Origin of the sequence: Pseudomonas amygdali, assembly GCF_002699855.1 — a bacterium.
GTDB lineage: Bacteria > Pseudomonadota > Gammaproteobacteria > Pseudomonadales > Pseudomonadaceae > Aquipseudomonas > Aquipseudomonas amygdali.
This window is the reverse complement of record NZ_LKBW01000269.1, coordinates 1-19018: the sequence shown is the minus strand read 5'-3', so window position 1 is coordinate 19018 and position 19018 is coordinate 1. Positions and strand designations below refer to the sequence as shown.

General features: G+C 57.8%; 16 protein-coding genes and 2 pseudogenes. 9 read left to right on the top strand and 9 right to left on the bottom strand.

Going from position 1 to position 19018, the window contains the following annotated elements; all coding sequences use genetic code 11:
• Positions 1-46: 46 nt before the first annotated feature.
• The 3 genes and pseudogenes from AO277_RS17965 (at position 47) to AO277_RS17955 (ending at position 3832) form a co-directional block, all read left to right on the top strand.
• Entirely contained in the window at positions 47-1474 is a 1428-nt protein-coding gene (locus tag AO277_RS17965; protein WP_044318499.1) for a di-heme oxidoreductase family protein, read from the top strand.
• Positions 1475-1552: 78 nt separating this feature from the next.
• Positions 1553-2617 carry an imelysin family protein gene (locus AO277_RS17960; RefSeq protein WP_044318498.1) on the top strand — a complete coding sequence of 355 codons (1065 nt, stop codon included), beginning with the start codon at positions 1553-1555 and terminating at the stop codon, positions 2615-2617.
• A gap of 16 nt (positions 2618-2633) precedes the next feature.
• A pseudogene (locus tag AO277_RS17955) lies at positions 2634-3832 on the top strand (DUF1513 domain-containing protein).
• 24 nt (positions 3833-3856) lie between these two features.
• Here the strand turns inward: AO277_RS17955 and AO277_RS17950 are convergent.
• From AO277_RS17950 to colR, 5 genes are all read right to left on the bottom strand, one after another.
• Positions 3857-4084, bottom strand: a complete 228-nt coding sequence (locus AO277_RS17950) for a hypothetical protein (RefSeq protein ID WP_044318496.1) — start codon at positions 4082-4084, stop codon at positions 3857-3859.
• Positions 4081-4803 carry a lipopolysaccharide kinase InaA family protein gene (locus tag AO277_RS17945; RefSeq protein WP_002555017.1) on the bottom strand — a complete coding sequence of 241 codons (723 nt, stop codon included), beginning with the start codon at positions 4801-4803 and terminating at the stop codon, positions 4081-4083. The genes AO277_RS17950 and AO277_RS17945 overlap by 4 nt, the downstream gene beginning before the upstream one ends.
• Positions 4804-4807: 4 nt before the next feature.
• Entirely contained in the window at positions 4808-5488 is a 681-nt protein-coding gene (locus AO277_RS17940; RefSeq protein WP_002555018.1) for a class I SAM-dependent methyltransferase, read from the bottom strand.
• Between the two features lie 200 nt (positions 5489-5688).
• Complete coding sequence (locus tag AO277_RS17935; protein ID WP_002555019.1) at positions 5689-6978, bottom strand: sensor histidine kinase; 1290 nt, start codon at positions 6976-6978, stop codon at positions 5689-5691.
• Positions 6968-7651 carry a two-component system response regulator ColR gene (colR, locus tag AO277_RS17930; RefSeq protein WP_002555020.1) on the bottom strand — a complete coding sequence of 228 codons (684 nt, stop codon included), beginning with the start codon at positions 7649-7651 and terminating at the stop codon, positions 6968-6970. The genes AO277_RS17935 and colR overlap by 11 nt, the downstream gene beginning before the upstream one ends.
• Before the next feature lie 177 nt (positions 7652-7828).
• On the opposite strand from colR, the gene AO277_RS17925 reads away from it, so the two are divergent.
• Positions 7829-8569: a phosphatase PAP2 family protein gene (locus tag AO277_RS17925; protein ID WP_002555021.1), complete on the top strand. Its 741-nt coding sequence runs from the start codon at positions 7829-7831 to the stop codon at positions 8567-8569.
• An 80-nt stretch (positions 8570-8649) separates the two neighbouring features.
• On the opposite strand, the gene groL is transcribed toward AO277_RS17925, so the two are convergent.
• The 3 genes from groL to AO277_RS17910 all read right to left on the bottom strand — a co-directional run bounded on the left by groL (position 8650) and on the right by AO277_RS17910 (position 11385).
• Entirely contained in the window at positions 8650-10293 is a 1644-nt protein-coding gene (gene groL / locus AO277_RS17920) for a chaperonin GroEL (RefSeq protein ID WP_002555022.1), read from the bottom strand.
• 49 nt (positions 10294-10342) lie between these two features.
• Positions 10343-10636, bottom strand: coding sequence for a co-chaperone GroES (locus AO277_RS17915; RefSeq protein ID WP_002555023.1), 294 nt, complete (start codon positions 10634-10636; stop codon positions 10343-10345).
• 254 nt (positions 10637-10890) lie between these two features.
• A complete protein-coding gene (locus tag AO277_RS17910) occupies positions 10891-11385 on the bottom strand; it encodes an FxsA family protein (RefSeq protein ID WP_002555024.1) in 495 nt (164 codons plus the stop codon).
• A 278-nt stretch (positions 11386-11663) separates the two neighbouring features.
• Between AO277_RS17910 and AO277_RS17905 the strand changes: the two genes are divergently transcribed.
• Positions 11664-12422 carry an SDR family oxidoreductase gene (locus AO277_RS17905; RefSeq protein ID WP_044318495.1) on the top strand — a complete coding sequence of 253 codons (759 nt, stop codon included), beginning with the start codon at positions 11664-11666 and terminating at the stop codon, positions 12420-12422.
• 55 nt (positions 12423-12477) lie between these two features.
• Here AO277_RS17905 and AO277_RS17900 read toward each other — a convergent pair.
• Positions 12478-13472 (bottom strand): annotated as a pseudogene (locus tag AO277_RS17900) (DUF481 domain-containing protein).
• Between the two features lie 164 nt (positions 13473-13636).
• Between AO277_RS17900 and AO277_RS17895 the strand changes: the two are divergent.
• The 4 genes from AO277_RS17895 to AO277_RS17880 all read left to right on the top strand — a co-directional run bounded on the left by AO277_RS17895 (position 13637) and on the right by AO277_RS17880 (position 18845).
• Positions 13637-13993 (top strand): MGMT family protein, encoded by a 357-nt coding sequence (locus tag AO277_RS17895; protein ID WP_080899226.1) that lies wholly within the window; start codon positions 13637-13639, stop codon positions 13991-13993.
• Positions 13994-14047: 54 nt separating this feature from the next.
• Complete coding sequence (locus AO277_RS17890; protein WP_044318494.1) at positions 14048-15598, top strand: AmpG family muropeptide MFS transporter; 1551 nt, start codon at positions 14048-14050, stop codon at positions 15596-15598.
• 28 nt (positions 15599-15626) lie between these two features.
• The gene (locus AO277_RS17885) at positions 15627-15959 is read left to right on the top strand and encodes a hypothetical protein (RefSeq protein WP_004656474.1); all 333 of its coding nucleotides are present in this window, start codon (positions 15627-15629) and stop codon (positions 15957-15959) included.
• Positions 15960-16283: 324 nt separating this feature from the next.
• Positions 16284-18845 (top strand): type VI secretion system Vgr family protein, encoded by a 2562-nt coding sequence (locus tag AO277_RS17880; RefSeq protein WP_044318493.1) that lies wholly within the window; start codon positions 16284-16286, stop codon positions 18843-18845.
• The last annotated feature ends 173 nt before the right edge of the window (positions 18846-19018 follow it).

Below are 19018 nucleotides of genomic sequence, written 5' to 3'. Positions count from 1 at the left end.
CTGATAAGCTTGCACGCCCCGATTTTCGCCTCGTTGCAGGATGTGTATGAGTACGCGGCTCCGTCTATCCCTCGCCTTGCTTACGACTCTGGCCGTGAGTGCATGCGATGACGCCCCGCGTTTCACTCATGCCGAGCCGGGAGAAGCCTTGTCCGGAGGCAGTGCGACGGTCAGGAAGAGCGATCACAGTGCCTTTTCCATGCCCTCGGCCAACTTGTCGCCCGTGCGGCGGCTGGACTTCAGTGTCGGCAACAGTTTTTTCCGCAGTCCGTGGGTGATTGCGCCATCGACCACGACCGCTCGCGACGGGCTTGGGCCGTTGTTCAACACCAACGCTTGCCAGAACTGCCACATCAAGGACGGTCGTGGTCATCCGCCAGAAACTGGCGACAGCAACGCCGTGTCGATGCTGGTCAGGCTTTCGATTCCTGATGACCCGGCCTACGCCGATCTTGTGCAGCGCAATGGCGTGCTGCCTGAGCCGACTTACGGTGGGCAGTTGCAGGACATGTCAAACCCCGGCGTGGCCCCCGAGGGCAAGGTGCGGGTCGAGTACGATGCGCTGGCGGTCGAGTTTCGCGATGGCACCTCAGTCGAGCTGCGCCAGCCGACCCTCCGAATCACCCAGTTGGGTTACGGACCGATGCACCCCGATACCCACATCTCGGCGCGCATAGCCCCGCCGATGATCGGGCTGGGGTTGCTTGAGGCGATTGCCGATGAAGCAATTCTTGCCAATGCCGACCCGGATGACAAGAACGCCGATGGCATATCGGGACGCCCAAACTGGGTCTGGGACGATGCACAGCAAAAAGTCGTCATGGGCCGATTCGGCTGGAAAGCCGGGCAACCCAACCTGAATCAGCAGAACGTGCACGCTTTTTCCGGCGACATGGGGCTGACTACCAGCCTGCGCCGCTTTGATGACTGCACGCCAGCCCAGACCGATTGCCTGGCAGCGCCCAACGGCAATGGCCCGAACGGCGAGCCGGAGGTCAGCGACAACATCCTGCGTCTGGTGGAGTTCTACACACGCAACCTGGGGGTTCCGGCACGCCGCAAGGTCGATGACCCTCAGGTGCTGGCGGGCAAGAATCTGTTTTTTGAGGCGGGTTGCCAGCAATGCCACACGCCCTCGTTCAAGACTCGTAGCGACGCCGTCGAACCTGAGCTGGCCAATCAGGATATTCGCCCGTACAGCGATTTGCTGCTGCACGACATGGGCGAAGGGCTGGCCGATAACCGTACCGAGTTCCAGGCCACTGGCCGCGAGTGGCGCACGCCCCCACTGTGGGGGCTTGGCCTGACCGGCACGGTGAGCGGGCACACCCAACTGTTGCACGATGGTCGCGCCCGCAATGTACTTGAGGCGATACTGTGGCATGGCGGCGAAGCCCAGGCAGCGCAGCGGCAGGTTCTTGCATTTGACGCGCAACAGCGTGAAGCGCTGTTGGCGTTTCTGAATTCGTTATGATTGCTCCCATTCCAGAATCGTCTCGTTCAACATTATTTTTTCAAAATCATCTTTCGAAAATAAAATAAGGAGCCGGACATGTTCCGACCCAAGTTGTTGCTGACCAGCCTTGCGGCGCTTGCATTGGGTGCCTGCTCGCCATCCGACCCTCAGGCGGTCACGTCCGCAGCCATTGCCAAACAGGTAATCCTGCCGACCTACAGCCGTTGGGTCGATGCTGATCGTCAGTTGGCAACCAGCGCACTGGCGTTCTGTCAGGGCAAGACTGATCTGGCCACAGCACGCGCCGACTTTCTCAAGGCGCAGAAGACCTGGGCCGAGCTGCAACCGCTGCTGATCGGCCCTCTGGCCGAGGGCAATCGCGCCTGGCAAATACAGTTCTGGCCAGACAAGAAGAACCTGGTTGGCCGGCAGGTCGAGCAACTGGTGACGGCACAGCCGCAGATCACTGCTCAGGAGCTGTCCAAGGCCAGCGTCGTGGTGCAAGGTTTGTCCGCTTACGAATACATTCTGTTCGACGCGGAAATCGACATGGCCAATACCGAACAGAAAGCCCGCTACTGCCCGCTGCTGATTGCAATCGGCGAGCGTCAAAAGCAGCTTGCCGAGGAAATCCTCAGCAGCTGGAACAGTACCGACGGCATGCTTGCGCAACTGAGCAAATTCCCCAACCAGCGCTACGCAGATTCTCATGAAGCCATCGCCGAACTGCTGCGGGTTCAGGTCACGGCCCTCGACAGTCTGAAGAAGAAACTGGGCACGCCACTGGGTCGCCAGAGCAAGGGCCAGCCGCAACCCTTCCAGGCAGATGCATGGCGCAGCAAATCGTCGCTCAGCAGCCTGGAAGCCAGCCTGATCAGCGCCGAAACGGTCTGGACCGGTGTCGACAACAAGGGCCTGCGCAGCTTGCTGCCCGCCGAGCAGAAACCGCTGGCTGACAAAATCGATGCGGCCTACGCTACCAGCCGCAAATTACTGTCGGAACTCAAGCCGCCGCTCGCCGACCTGCTGGCCACCGAAACAGGACGTCAGCAACTCAATGCGTTCTACGACAGCCTCAATGCGGTGCACCGCCTGCACGAAGGCGAGCTGGCCAAGGCATTGGGCATTCAGTTGGGCTTCAACGCCAACGACGGCGATTGATCAAGAGGTACACGTGATGTTGCGACGTCAGGCCATGGCCCTCGGCAGTCTCTTGCTCAGCGCTTTCACGCTGGGCGGCTGGACGCTGTTCAGGCAAAAAGACGCACCCCCTCTGCTGCTCTCCGCTCGCGACGATGGCGAAGGCAAACACTACGCGGTGGGTTTCCATCTCGACGGAACGCAGGTATTTGCCACCCAGGTGGGCCAGCGCTGCCACGACATCATCAATCATCCCGACCTGCCGATTGCAGTGTTCATCGCACGTCGTCCAGGTACTGAAAGCTATCTGATCGATTTGCGCGATGGCCGCTTGCTGCAAACCATCGCTTCGCAGCCGAACCGACACTTCTATGGTCATGCGGTGATTCACCGCGGCGGCGAATGGCTGTATGCGACGGAAAACGACACCCTTGACCCAGGCCGAGGGCTACTGGGCGTCTATCGATTCGTTGATCAGCGACTGGTGCACTCGGCTGAAATTCCTACGCACGGTATCGGTCCGCATCAGGTTTCGTGGATGCCGGATGGCGAAACGCTGGTAGTCGCGAACGGCGGTTGCACTCGGCTGAAATTCCTACGCACGGTATCGGTCCGCATCAGGTTTCGTGGATGCCGGATGGCGAAACGCTGGTAGTCGCGAACGGCGGTATTCGCACCGAAGCGGAAAGCCGGGTAGAGATGAACCTGAATGCCATGCAGCCCAGCCTGGTGATCATGCAGCGTGACGGTACATTGCTGAGCAAGGAGACTCTTTCCCAGCAGATGAACAGCGTGCGTCACATGGGCATCGCCAGCGACGGCACCATCGTGGCAGGCCAGCAGTTCATGGGCGACAGCCACGAAGTAGCCGAGTTGCTGGCAATCAAACGTCCGGGGCAGCCCTTTCAGGCCTTTCCGGTGGCAGAAGAACAACTACGGGCGATGGCTCATTACACTGCAAGCGTTGCAGTGCACAGTGATCTGCGCCTGGTAGCCCTGACAGCGCCGCGTGGCAACCGGTTCTTTATCTGGGATCTGGACAGCGGTGCATTGAAGCTGGATGCGCCGCTACCGGACTGCGCAGGCGTGGGTGCGGTAGCCGACGGGTTTGTCGTGACTTCGGGCCAAGGGCGTTGCCGCTTCTATGATTGTCGCAAAGCGCAACTGCTGGCCAAACCGTTGGACCTGCCAGCAGGGCTGTGGGACAACCACCTTCATCTGGCTCAAGCAGGATAGTCAGAAGTCAGGCAGCAAAGCGCCTCAGTTCCTGACCCCAGCCCCTTGCGCCAGGCTGTACATGAACAGCAACAGGTCATGATCAGGCTGCACGCTCACCAGACTCTTGGCCACACGCGGCAACGGGCAATATCCCTCGCCGTGCTGTGTCGTGAGTATCTGGGTAGACGGTTGTTCAAGCGCTGCCACTGCGACGGTGGCAATTGCCAATGCACCGAAGATAAACAGACCTCTTGCCACTTCTAGCTTCATGACTCTAAACCTTTGATAGAGCTGCCAAACGCTGCCTGATAAAAGTAGATCAACTTTTGCCAGTCTGCAGCGCTGAATGACGAATGGCGTCGTAGCTGTTTCATATCATGCTGGGCCGCCCCTTGCGCTGTCAGGCGGCGCCGGCCTTTTTCGAGGTCCAGCAAGGCAACCTCGACTTTGGCATCCGGCCCCTCACCGGTCACACGTACAAATATGTGCTTGATATACAGGCAGCTATGCTGCCAGCGGCCAAGGTGCATGCGGGCCAGGGTGGCCGCCACTTCCTTGAGCACGAGTTCATAGAACAGCTCGCCATGCCGCTCGCGTCCTCCGCCAGCCTGCCACTTTTCTATCTCTTCGAAACCTTCCAGCGCAACCGTGACCAGCAATGCCCGCCAGGCATTGTCCTCGCCACGCTCGGCACCACAAAACACCACTTCCGGCACGACTACGCCAAGCTTGCGCAGACCTTCAAGCGCTTCACGCTCACGCAATACAGTCGGTCGCCCCAAAGGGTGCAGCAAACTGCGGTATATATGCCCTGTCTGACGCTTGGCATAAAGCGTTTGCCCGTTGTCCATCGTAAGCCGCTGTACACCACTTTCTCCACCTCGACGGGAATTGGGTTCTTCAACCCATTCGCCGTGCTGACTCCAGAAATGGTTGAACTCATCCTGCACCGAGTTCACAACTGGCTCTTTCAAGGACTGCAAACCCATCTGTTTACCTTTTACGTAAGACGTAGACACGCCACATGGCGTACATCGGCAGAAAATCCATCCGGTTCTGGATACGAAATCCTGCCTGTTCAAATTCGGATTCTGCGGTAGCAACCGGTAACACAAAACGATTCTGGTAACTTTCCTGCCCGTTTTTCTGCAGGCGCTGTTTCTCAAGGCGTGCACGCTTCCATGCTTTGAAATTGCCATCGACCCACAATGAGACAATCACACTGTCACGGGTTACGCGCTGGAACTCACGCAATAGAGCCATCCGGTCGCTTGATTGGCCGACATGGTGCAGCAGGCGCATGCAGAAGATGCTGTCTACTGCGTTATCAGGCAGGTCGATGTCAAAGGCAGATGTCTGCAAAGGTTGTACCCTTTTTACAACTTCTGCCGGCTGTGATGCACAAGCGGTACTGAGCATGTCTGCGGAGTTGTCAGCACCGATGATCGAGCGGTTCGGTTTCTCGGCCAACAATGGCCAGAAACGCCCCGCACCGCAAGGCAGATCCAGCACCAGGCCCGGGTCACCGGCCAAGTGAAGCGCCTTTCTCGCCAGTTGTTCATCGCGATGATGCGACAACTTGCGCCACAGACCGTCCTGATGCTTTTCAAGGTACTGACGAGCATGCGACTTGTCGTACTTGCGGGAAAACTCGAGTTCTATACGGTCGCTCATGGGAGCCGCTCCTGACGTTGATGCGGGCCAAACTAAAGGCACCACTGTCACTGTCAGGTCATCTGAATGTGAAAATATTGTTACCTTTGTACTTCAGATGTTTCGAGATTTTACAGAGAGTTAAACGCCATGTGTGACTTATCGACGAAGTGCGGTCGATTTACCGCCACACACTGAGGTGGATTTGCTCAAAATGAACGTCAGGTTTTGTTCAGGTTCAATGTCACTTCGAACCGGCAACCGTGCGGCTCCATGGGCGTGAGATCGACGCTCCATCCCTGGTTGGCGCAGATGCGCTGCACCAGTGACAAACCAAGGCCCAGGCCTTCCCCGCGCTGCTCATTGCCACGCACAAATGGCTCGAACATGGCCTCGCGTTTTTCCTCTGGAATACCGACGCCACTGTCTTCCACGGTGAAACTTTCGGCGTGCAGGGTCAGCGCAATGAATCCGTAATCGGTGTAGTGCAGCGCGTTGCGCAGCAAGTTGCCCATCACGGCATGGAGGAAGGTCGCGTTGTAACGAATTTCGGACAGCTGGTCATCGGCAGGTGGCGTGTAGGTCAGTTGCAGCCCCTTGCCTTCTATTGGATCACGCCATTGAGAGATCAACTGTTCAGCCACCCCGACCAGCGTGGCCTTGGGCGTCATGGCCGGATCCTCACGCTGGGTGCGGGCGAGCATGAGGAACGTTTGCACCAGATCACGCATCTCTTCGCAGGCGCGGCCAATGCGCTCGACCTGACGACGCCCTCGCAGGTCGAGCGCAGGGTTTTCCAGCAGCAGCTCGCAGGAGCTGGCCAGTACCATCAATGGGGTGCGCAGCTCGTGACTCACGTCACTGGTGAACATGCGCTCACGAATCAACGCTTGCCTCAGACGCCCCAGCGTTGCATCGAACGCCACCGCCAGCTCGCCGACCTCATCAGCGGCGTAGTCAGGCGCCAGTGGCGGTGCCAGCCCCAGCAACTGGTCACGGTGACGAACCTGCCTGGCCAAACGCACTACCGGCGCCATCACCCGGCGGGCCAATACCCAGCCGAGAAATACCGCCAGTGCCAACGCCAGAACAAAACCAACCAGCACGACCGCGAACAGGACCCGCTCACGCTCTTCAAAATCGCTCTGATCCTGAAGCAGAGCGTAATGCCGACCGTCCACCACCTCGATCATGGCGTGGTACGACAGTGGCCCACGGAAGACCTCATGAAAACCGGGTTCAAGGTGCCGAAGGTCTTTGGGCAGATCGAAATCGCCCGGACCGTTGCTGAAGTAGAACAACTGATCGGGCTTGGGCCGGTGGCTCCAGTCACTGACACTGTCCATCAGCATCAGGCGATTAAGATCGCCGCCGAGGCCGGCAGAAATCAGTTTTTCTTCGACCAGATGGACCGTGGAGATGATTCCGATGGCGAAAGACCCGGCGACCAGTGCGCTCATCAATGCAAAGGCAATGATGATCCGTTGGGCAAGACTCTGTTTAAACTCCATCCCGGCCCTCGGCCAAGCGATAGCCCACACCGTGCACGGTCTGCAACAGCGGTTTGCCGAACGGTTTGTCGATCACCTGACGCAACTGATGCACATGGCTGCGCAGGCTGTCGCTGTCCGGGCAGTCGTCGCCCCACAGAGCCTCTTCCAGAATCTCGCGGCGCAATACATGCGGGCTTTTCTGCATCAGGACGGCGAGCAGTTTGAGCCCGACCGGGTTGAGCTTGAGCATCCGGCCTTCACGCGTCACCTCAAGGGTGTCGAGGTCATAGACCAGATCGGCCACCTGCAAGGTACGCCGTCCGCCGCCCTGGGCACGGCGCAACACCGCTTCGATGCGCGCGGCCAGTTCGGACAGGGCGAACGGCTTGAGCAGGTAGTCATCAGCGCCAGAGCGGAAGCCTTGCAGACGGTCGTCCAGTTGATCGCGTGCGGTCAGCATGATGACCGGGGTATCACGACGGGCATCTTCGCGCAGACGCTTGCACAGCGTGTAGCCGTCGATGCCCGGCAGCATGATGTCGAGGACAATCAGGTCATAATGCTCGGTGGCTGCCAGGTGCAGTCCTGAGAGGCCATCCTGAGCGCAGTCGACGGTATAGCCTTTCATGCCCAGGTAATCGGCCATGTTCGCCAGGATGTCGCGGTTGTCTTCAACCAGAAGAATTCGCATAACGCACTCTCATATGCAGTTTGGGCTGGCGCAGCTTAAGACGAAGTGAGCTTCAGGGCCAGCGCCGATATGGTATGACGATTTTTTCACCTATGATTTACAAAGCACATGACACACTTTGAGACAAACCGTCGCACACAATGAACGCGGCATGCCTTTCACCGATCTGGATTCGATATGTCGAAAACCGTCGCCCCACCCTACTCTCGCCCAATCAATCCGTGGATTTATCTGGGTATCCCCGCTGTTGTCGCGCTGATCCTCGTACTCCTTGAGCTGACTTCGCTGGACATGGACATCGCCAGGCTTGCCTTCGATCCCGTCAGTGGGCAATTCATTGGCAGGCACAGCTATTTTCTGGAAGACGTCCTTCACGACCGCGCCAAACAACTGGTGATGGTTTTCGGCGTACTGGCCATGATCGGCTTTGCTGCGTCGTTCAAGGTAGAACGTCTGATCCCCTGGCGCAGAGAACTGGGTTGTCTGGTGTTGTCCATGGCGCTTTCAACCGCCTTCGTGACGCCAGTAAAAGTGATGACCTCGGTGCAATGCCCCTGGAGCCTCACCGAGTTCGGCGGCCAGGAAACCTACAGCGAATTGTTGAGCCCGCGCCCTGCCACCGACAAGCCAGGGCGTTGCTGGCCAGGTGGTCATGCAGCCACCGGCTTTACCCTGTTTGCCCTGTTCTTCGCCTTGCGCGACCGCCGCCCGAGAATGGCGAAAATGGGGCTGGCCCTGGCCTTCGGTTTGGGAACAGTGTTCTCTATCGGCCGAATGCTGCAAGGCGCGCACTTCTTTTCCCATAACATCTGGACTGCAGTGTTTTGCTGGTTGATCTGTCTGGGGGTTTACTACTTTGTACTTTACCGCCCCGAACCCAAGGGCCTCGATAACAGCAAAGTACAACCGACGCACTGATTGATCCGGAACAGCAAGACAAAAAAACCCCGCACAAGGCGGGGTTCTTTATGGGTGTAGCTTTTCGGGGTAAAGCCGGCTTACATCATGCCGCCCATACCACCCATGCCGCCCATGTCCGGCATGCCGCCGCCTGCTGGCTTGTCTTCAGGCACGTCAGCGATCATCGCTTCGGTGGTGATCATCAAGCTGGCGATGGAGGACGCCGCCTGCAGAGCAGAGCGAGTCACTTTGGCCGGGTCCAGGATACCCATTTCAATCATGTCGCCGTATTCGCCGGAAGCAGCGTTGTAACCGAAGTTACCCGAACCCTGCTTGACCTTGTCGACAACAACGCTTGGCTCGTCACCGGAGTTGGCAACGATCTGGCGCAGAGGTGCTTCAACGGCGCGACGCAGCAGAGCAATACCGACGTCCTGATCAGCGTTGTCGCCTTTCAGACCTTCGATAGCTTGCAGGGAGCGAACCAGTGCTACGCCACCGCCAGGTACCACGCCTTCTTCGACGGCTGCGCGGGTTGCGTGCAGGGCGTCTTCAACGCGGGCTTTCTTCTCTTTCATTTCAACTTCGGAACCGGCACCGACCTTGATCACTGCAACGCCGCCAGACAGCTTGGCCAGACGCTCTTGCAGTTTTTCCTTGTCGTAGTCCGAGCTGGTGTCGCCGATTTGCTGACGGATCTGGGAGATACGCGAGTCGATATCGGTTTTGACGCCAGCACCATCGATGATGGTGGTGTTTTCTTTGTTCAGGATGACGCGCTTGGCATTACCCAGGTGTTCCAGGGTAGTGGTTTCCAGGCTCAGGCCGATCTCTTCGGAGATAACGGTACCGCCGGTCAGAACAGCGATGTCCTGCAGCATGGCCTTGCGACGATCGCCGAAACCTGGAGCCTTGACAGCTGCAACTTTCACGATACCGCGCATGTTGTTGACAACCAGAGTTGCCAGCGCTTCGCCTTCAACGTCTTCAGCGACGATCAGCAGAGGACGGCCAGCCTTGGCGACTGCTTCCAGAACCGGCAGCATTTCGCGAATGTTGGAGATCTTCTTGTCGACCAGCAACAGCAGCGGGCTGTCCAGCTCGGCAACCATGGTGTCTGGCTTGTTGATGAAGTACGGAGACAGGTAACCGCGGTCAAACTGCATGCCTTCTACAACAGACAGCTCGTTTTCCAGGCCCGAACCTTCTTCAACGGTGATAACGCCGTCTTTGGTCACTTTTTCCATGGCTTCGGCAATGATGTCGCCGATGGAGTGATCAGAGTTGGCCGAAATGGTGCCGACCTGAGCAATTGCCTTGGTGTCGGTGCAAGGCTTGGACAGCTTCTTCAGCTCTGCAACGATGGCGATGGTCGCCTTGTCGATGCCGCGCTTGAGGTCCATCGGGTTCATGCCGGCAGCGACAGCCTTCAGGCCTTCGTTGACGATAGCCTGAGCCAGAACGGTAGCGGTGGTAGTACCGTCACCGGCGTCATCGTTGGCACGGGAGGCAACGTCTTTGACCAGCTGCGCGCCCATGTTTTCGAAACGGTCTTTAAGCTCGATTTCCTTGGCAACCGACACACCGTCTTTGGTGATCAGCGGAGCGCCAAAGCTTTTCTCGATGATAACGTTACGGCCTTTAGGGCCCAGGGTCGCTTTAACTGCGTCAGCCAGGACGTTTACACCGGCGAGCATTTTTTTGCGGCCAGAATCGCCGAATTTAACTTCTTTAGCAGCCATGATCATTATTCCTTGAATACTTTGTAGTAACGGAAATCAGCGGGAGCACTCAGCCTTCGACGACAGCAAGAATCTCGTTCTCGCTCATCACCAGCAGGTCTTCGCCGTCTCCTTTCACTGTGTTGCTGCCGGAATAAGGGCCGAACACAACCTTGTCACCCACTTTCACAGCCAGCGCACGTACTTCGCCGTTGTCCAGCACGCGGCCGGTACCCACAGCAACAATCTCGCCGCGGTTAGGCTTTTCAGCAGCCGAACCTGGCAGAACGATACCGCCGGCAGTTTTCGTTTCTTCTTCACTGCGACGGATTACGACGCGGTCATGCAGAGGACGAAGCTTCATTGTCGATCTCCTGATTATGTTTGTTTGATCGTCCGGTGAGTGCACCGGCCGGTTTAAATCCGGACTTGCCGGTTACGGTTCGACGCGCGAACCGCAGAATACGGTCTGGCCTTCATGCCAGAAACCTTGCGGTGACCCATACATAAGGGCGAGCAAAGTGATTACAAGTCTTGGGCAAAAAAATTTTACAGCCCAATTGCCACCCCAAAACGAGCGCGGCACCCGAAGGTGCCGCGCTGCCGGGGGTGTAACGGCTACTTGTCGCGATGTTCGAACTCGCCTTCGATCACATCCGGCTCGCGGGTCGGCTGGTGAATGGCATTCGGGCGATGGCTGGCAGGTCCCTGATTGGCCTGAGTCTGCAGATCATCGGCGAAGGCGCGCTGACGCATAGCCTGATCCTCTGCACGGCGACGAACCTTGTTGATCAGCAAACGACGAGTAATCGGCAGCAGACAGATCACACCCAGAATGTCACTGATAAAGCCGGGCAACAGCAGTAGACCGCCACCGACGGCGACCATCAGGCCTTCAAGCATTTCCTGGGCAGGCAGCTCGCCACGCGCCAGGCTTTCGCGCGCACGCAGCGCCGTGGCAAAACCGGCTACCCGCATGACGAACAAGCCGAGCATGGACGTCGCGACGACCAGCAAGAAGGTCCAGAGAAAGCCGATGGACATCCCGACACGAACCAGCAGAAACAGCTCAAGTACCGGGAATAATAAAAACAGCAGCAAAAAAACACGCATCAAATGAGTTCCTCAAGGGAAGAATGCCTTCCGAGTAGACCGTATGTGATGTCAGAAGGTCGTTAATTCAAGCTCCCTGCGCTTGGGTAACAGCTCAATTATGCGCATAAGTCAGCTGAACCTGGGCTTCACAAACGTGTATCGGTGTATTTCAGGGCTGGGTGGCAGAGGCGAGACGAACGGGCGAAAACAGCCTATAACGTGCTCTGGCTATGGCATAAGCACTCGCATCAAGCCAGTGATGCCATGGAAACGATCAACTGTGATTGGGCACGCACATGGAATTGAAAGACAAGCTGATAATTATCACCGGCGGATGCCAGGGGCTAGGCAGAGCCATGGCCGAATATCTGGCTGGCAAGGGCGCGAACCTGGCACTGCTGGACCTGAATCAGGACAAGCTTGATCAGGCTGTCGCAGCCTGTGAGGCGCTCGGGGTCAATGCTCGCGCCTATCTATGCAATGTCGCCAATGAAGAACAGGTCGTCGACACAGTCAACAAGGTCGCCGAGGATTTCGGGGCCATTCATGGCCTGGTCAACAACGCCGGTATTTTGCGTGACGGCCTGCTGGTCAAGGTCAAGGATGGCGTGATGACCAAACTGAGCCTGGCGCAATGGCAATCGGTGATTGACGTCAATCTGACCGGCGTATTCCTCTGCACGCGCGAGGTGGCGGCGAAAATGATCGAGCAGAAGAGCCAGGGCGCGATCATCAATATCTCGTCGATTTCACGGGCGGGGAATATCGGACAAACCAACTACTCGGCAGCCAAGGCCGGCGTTGCCGCCGCGACCGTTACCTGGGCAAGGGAACTGGCACGCTACGGAATCCGCGTGGCGGGCGTGGCACCTGGGTTCATTGAAACCGAAATGACCGGCAGCATGCGCCCCGAAGCACTTGAGAAAATGACCTCGGCCATCCCGCTCAAGCGTATGGGCAAGCCCGACGAAATCGCCCACTCGGTGGCTTACATTCTTGAAAACGATTATTTCAGTGGCCGCATACTGGAGCTGGACGGCGCGATGAGAATCTAGTCAACGCATCCTGGCAGAACGATGCACACGGTGTGCATCGCTCGCCACATTGTGTTTACCAGCTCACACCGAAACCGGCGGTGTAGCGGGTCTTGTCCACGTCGCCGTTATCCGAGCCACTGATGATGTTTTTCTCGGCTTTCAGGTTAAGCGACGCCCAGTCGGTAACCTTGTAGCGCAGCCCGGCTTCGACATCCATGGAGTAATCGGCAACGCCGCTTAACGGTTTGCCCAGCTCGCCGTTGCTGAAGAACTCGAACTTCTTGCCGATCAGGTAGCGGTTGTAATCCCAGGTACCTGCGACCGAATAGAAGTTTTCCTTCTGGCCATTGGAGAATTCGAAATCTGTGCGGTTAAGCAGCGCACCGACCTTGAAGGCTCCCAGCTCGTCATCCCACAGCTGGTAACCAGGACCTGTACCGACAACACGCTGACGCGACAGGTCTTCGATCTTGTCGCGCTTGTAGGTGACAAGAATTTCTCGGTCAGGAAGCGATCCAGCGAGTATTCGGCGCTCCAGTTGTCGGTGCCGACCACATCATCGGTCGTTTCGCGGTTGTAATCGCCTTTGGCGTTATGGCGCCATTGGCCGTGACGCGCCGAAGTCTTGAAGGCAATGTTGTAGTCATTGGTGTCGTTTTCTGCCTGCTGGAAATCCAGCGCCGCATCGATATTGCCTTTCCAGACAAGATCAGTGATAACCGGCTTGGGCTTGATGATCTGATGAATGCTTGCCAGTTCGACGGTCTTGGGTGCATCGCTATTAGCCAGTACGACCTTGCCGTCGTCCAAAGCCTGCAACGACTTGGAGACTTCGCCTGTGTGCTCATCCTGCTTTACCAAGAGTGGCTGATCGCTTTGCAGGGTTTTGACCTGCTTCCAGTCCAACGGAATAGCGCCGCCGTATTCGGTCTGCAATAGCAGCTTGCCACCGTCGAACACTTTGATTGTGCCAGTCAGCCTATCACCGTTCTTCAACCAGACAGTGTCGGCAAGCAATGGAGTGGAAACAGTAGTAATTGCGAGGCACAGCAGGGTTCTGGACAACATAAGCGGTAATCAGGCTCTGTTTGGCGGGAAGGCGGGCATCATCCTGCAGAAAAACATCAAGGCGATCTCAATCCATGGACCGCCGGACACGGTGGTAACAGACAGCAGCGATCGACCAAAGTTCCGCGAACGACAATCAATATCGTTTTATACAGGATAAACGCGTGACCGACCCGGACTTGACACTTCTTTACCCTGGCGAGCCGTCAGCTGCCGAAATGCGACGTACGGCCCTCTACCTGACGATGGCGCAAATACCGGAGGGCAAGGTGGTCGCCTACGGTCAACTGGCTGAACTGGCAGGGCTGGGCAAAGCTGCGCGCTGGGTGGGCCGTACATTGAGTCAGTTGCCGGACGGCTCTTCCCTGCCCTGGCATAGGGTGCTGGGGGCCGGTGGTCGGCTCAGTCTGCCCGTTGGCAGTGTGTCCGGTGACGAACAGCGGGCCCGTTTGCGCGCCGAGGGCGTTAACATTCTGAATAATCGGGTGGATATGCAGCGCCATGGCTGGCGTCCCCTATAGCACAGCGGTTAGAGTGCGCCCTTTGTTTTCGTAACCTGAGGCAGATTCCAGCCCATGCCCCGTAAAACCTGGCGCGCCGCGCTCGCCGCATATGCCAGCCCGTCGACATTAGTGTTACTGCTGCTCGGATTCGCTGCGGGCATGCCTTATATGCTGGTCTTTTCGACCTTATCCGTGTGGTTGCGCGAAGCCGGTGTTGCTCGCGAGACCATCGGCTATGCGAGCCTGATCGGTCTTGCCTACGCCTTTAAATGGGTCTGGTCGCCCTTACTCGACCAATGGCGCCTGCCGTTTCTGGGCAAGCTGGGGCGGCGGCGCTCCTGGCTGGTACTGGCACAGAGTCTGGTGATTCTCGGCCTGATCGGGATGGGCTTCTGCGATCCGCAGAAGCATTTATCCTGGCTGATCGCAATTGCCGTGGTGGTGGCCTTCGCCTCCGCAACCCAAGACATCGCCATCGACGCCTATCGCCTTGAAATCGCTCAGGACACCCAGCAGGCCGCCCTCGCCGCCAGCTATATGTCCGGCTATCGGGTGGCCGCACTGTTGGCGACCGCGGGCGCGCTGTACTTCGCTGAAGGTTTCGGCTCCACAGGCTTTGCTTACAAGCATTCGGCGTGGACCGGCACCTATGTGCTGTTTGGCCTGCTGATGCTGCCAGCGCTGGTCACTACGCTGATCATGCGCGAACCACCCGTACCGTTGCGCACCCAGCTGTCGGCAGCGCGCTATGGTTTTACCCACCAGTTGGCCTCGGTGTTCGTGCTCATTGTGCTGCTGGTTTCAGTACCGGCAATGTTTACCCAGCTTTACAACACCGACTTCGCCAGCGTGCTGTTCAACGGCACCAGCTGGATGGACCTGCTGCTGGAAGACCGGGCTTTTCTGCGCGCCATTCTCTACACGCTTCTGACCTTCGCCTGCCTGTCCTCTATGGGGCGCCGCGGGCTGGCACCGGTGCTTACGCCGATCAACGACTTCATCATGCGTTATCGCTGGCAGGCGCTGCTGCTGCTGGGCCTGATTGCAACCTATCGAATGTCGGACACGGTGATGGGCGTCATGGCCAACGTGTTCTACATCGACCAGGGCTTCACCAAGGACCAGATTGCCAGTGTCAGCAAGATCTTCGGCCTGATCATGACCCTGCTGGGCGCTGGCGCCGGTGGTCTGCTGATCGTACGCTTCGGCATCATGCCGATCCTGTTCATCGGCGGCTTCACCTCGGCAGCGACCAACATCCTGTTCCTGTTGCTGGCGGACATGGGCCCGAACGTGAAGATGCTGATCCTGACCATCTCACTGGACAACCTCAGCTCAGGGCTGGCGACATCAGCGTTTGTCGCCTACCTGTCGAGCCTCACCAACCTTAAGTTTTCCGCCACTCAATACGCACTGCTCAGCTCAATCATGCTGCTGTTGCCGCGTTTGCTGGGCGGTTACTCCGGCGTGGTGGTGGAGAAATTCGGTTATCACAATTTCTTCCTGATCACCGCTTTACTGGGCATTCCAACGCTGGTGATGATCATCCTGCAATGGAGCCGCGAGATACGCACCGCGAAGGCCGAGGCGCCGACAGAAGTTTCAGAGATCGAGAAACCCTGATCGCTGGATCACTCATCAAGGAAAAAAAGTGGACACCGAAAACCAAACACGCCCTTTCAACCCCATCCCACTGATTCTTATCAGCCTGGGGATCTGGCTACCCATCATCGGCACCCTGCTGACATATTATCTGTCGCGAGACGCTGATGGCCTGTCCGGATCAATGGCCTTGGGCAGTGCGGTAGTGCTGCTCGCGCAGGTGGAAATCTTTGCGATCATCTTTCTGCTGATTTATGCGTTCGCCGTAAAGCCATGGAGACTGTCCAGAAAGATACGCACAGTGTTCTCCATCAACGCAGTAGCCGCCACTGTCGCGGGCATCGGCATTATCGTCACGCTGGCCAATATAAGCCTGCAGTAAACGCCAACTAAAAAGCCCTGATGCTCGTGAGCCAGGGCTTTTCATAGCACACGCCTCCAGCCCTCTCCAAAAGCAAAGTCTTGCAGCCTGCATGGCTGTGTTCATTGCGCCGTAAGAAACGCACTACAGCTTCTTATGAATTGGACGACGAAATCGTTAGCCATTCCCCACTACCTCAGCGCGCCATGAGGAGTAATGTTGCCCGGTGATGGCCCATTGCAATTTAAGTGTGTGCCCCCGGAAAGAAGTCTATAGACTCACGCCCCTCTCTATATCAGCACTCTCTAGCGGAACGAGCGGCTGGTTTTATATAACGGAGCAACAATGTTAAAGGATCTAACGGCGCTATTTGCGCCACAAAACCGTCGCTTGATCAAGCTGACGACCGTTGCCCGTGACGAACAGGAACTCCTGCTGGAAAGTTTTTCCGGCACTGAAAGCCTGTCCGAGCTGTTCAGTTTCAAGTTGTCGATGATTAGCCGCGACGCCGGCCTGGAACTCAAATCGCAGATCGGCCAGCCTGCACAGCTGGCAATAGAACTCGCCACCGGCGAATCGCGCTACATCAATGGTTATATCAGTGCCTTCAGCCTGGAAGGCAGCGACGGCGGCCTGGCCCGCTACAGCGCCACACTGAGCCCCTGGCTATGGATGCTCTCGCGACGCGTCGACTCGCGCATATTTCAGGAACAGACCATCGAAGCCGTTATCCGTACGGTATTTGCGGCCTACGGCGCGTTGCCCGACTTCGAATTTCAACTCAGCCAGCCACTCAAGAAACACAGTTACATCACCCAGTACCGTGAAAGCGATCTGACCTTTGTATTGAGGTTGCTGGAACACGAAGGTCTGTTCTTCTATTTCGATCACAATCAGGAAAAGCACACGCTGATCATTCTTGATCACTCGCGTGACCTCTCGCCCCTGCCGCAACAGCCAAGCATTCGTTATCACAGCGCATCCGTTACCGAGACAGCGGACTCGATTACCGAATGGCGCAGCCATCGACGCCTGCAATCGGGGCGCATGTCCATTCAGACATTTGACTACAAGCAGCCCCGTAATCAGTTGCCTGTCGGCATGCCGAGCCTCAATGAGCAGGGCAACGTCGACGCGTATGAAGTGTATGACGTGCTCGATCACTACAGTCATGGCACCTTCAAAGACGGTGAACGCCTGGTGCGTCAGCGCCTGGAAGCCATTGAAGTACAGGGCAAGACATTCACCGGCAACAGTACCTGCCGCGCCATGTACCCTGGCCACACCTTTGAGCTGACCCAGCATTTTGATCATGACCGCGGCTCTGCTGAAGATCGCAGTTTTCTGCTGATAACGGTCAAGCATGAGGGCAGCAATAATTACCTGTCGGACGAAAGCGCAGGCTACAAAAACGAGTTCGTGTGCATTCGCCACAAGATCCCCTATCGGCATCCGATCACCGTTGCGCGCCCGAGCATTAACGGCCCGCTGAGCGCCATCGTGGTCGGGCCGGAAGGTGAGGAAGTGTTCACTGACGAGCTGGCGCGGATACAGGTCAGGTTCCATTGGCAGCGTGGCGACAGCCTGCCGCAAGGCACCACCTGGTTAAGGGTGGCGATGCCCAGTGCTGGCAGCGGCTTCGGGCATCAGTTCATGCCACGCATCGGCCAGGAAGTGCTGGTGACATTTCTGGCAGGCGATATCGACCGGCCTCTGGTGACGTCGGGGCTCTACAACAACATTCATCTGCCACCGCGCTTCAGCAAGGCCTCGGGGCTGCCGGGCAACCGCATGCTGTCGGGGATCCGCACCCAGGAACATAAAGGCAGCGGCTTCAACGAATTGCTGTTCGATGACACACCAGGCTCACTGCGCGCGCGCATGGGCACAACCCATCAGGCCACAGCCCTCAACCTGGGCAAACTGACCGACCCGCGTACTGACGGCACCGCCCAGCCACGCGGCAACGGCGCAGAACTGCGCACCGATGCCGCCATCGCCCTGCGTGCCGCGCAGGGCATGTTGCTGACCACCTATGCGCGTACCGACGCAAAAGGCTCACAGCTGGATCGCGAAGAGCTGCTCAAACTGCTGGCCGAGTGCGGCGAGCTGTTCAAATCCCTCGGCGAAACCGCCGCCGCGCGCGGCGGTCAGGCAGTGGATGTTCAAGGCATCGACGCCTTGCGTCAGTCGCTGAATCAATGGCCCGCGCCGGACAGCAACAGCCTGGGCGACCCGGTACTGGCCATGACCGCAGCAGCAGGTATTGCCAGCGCCACGCCGCGCTCGCAGGTTCACTATGCCGGTGAACATCACGACACCACCGCGCAGAACAACCTGCAATTGACCAGCGGCGCGGCCATGCACCTGCAAGCGGGCAAAGGGCTGTCAGCCTTCGCCCAGGATGCTGGGATCAGCGCCATCGCCAACCGCGGCAAAGTGCTGGTGCAGGCCCAGGAAGACGACATCGCCCTCAATGCCCAGAAAAACCTGCACGTCTCGGCCGTCGAAGGCGAAGTGGTCATCACCGCGCCGACCATTCGCCTGGTCGCCGATGACGGCAGTTACATCAAGATTGGCGGCGGCGTCGAAATCGGCTCGCAAGGCAAAGTCACCGTGCACGCCAGCGAACACGACTGGATCGGCCCCAAGACCGACAGCGCTGCGATTCCCTCTTTCGGCCGCGACCCCGCCGCCCAGCAGGTCACCTTCCACTACCCCGGCCACAGCGAAAAAAGCCCGCGGGCAGCAGCGGATCACTCGTATGAAATCAAACTGGAAGATGGCAGCCTGGTGAAAGGAATGACGAACGCAGACGGACTGACGGAGCGCGTGGAACGCGAAATGATGCATCAGGCGCAAGTATCGGCACTACGCAGCGGCACACCGAAAGGAGGTGCGCAATGAACGGCGCCGATGAATACGCCGTTGCCCAAGGCAATACGCGCCTGATCCCCAACCTCAACACCACCTGCAAAATGGAAGTGCCCGCCGACTTGCCCGGCGTAGTGATTGAACCGCCCCGGGTTTCTCGGAGACTCCAACCTTTGAGAGGATGGAGCGATGAAAAAACTACCGAA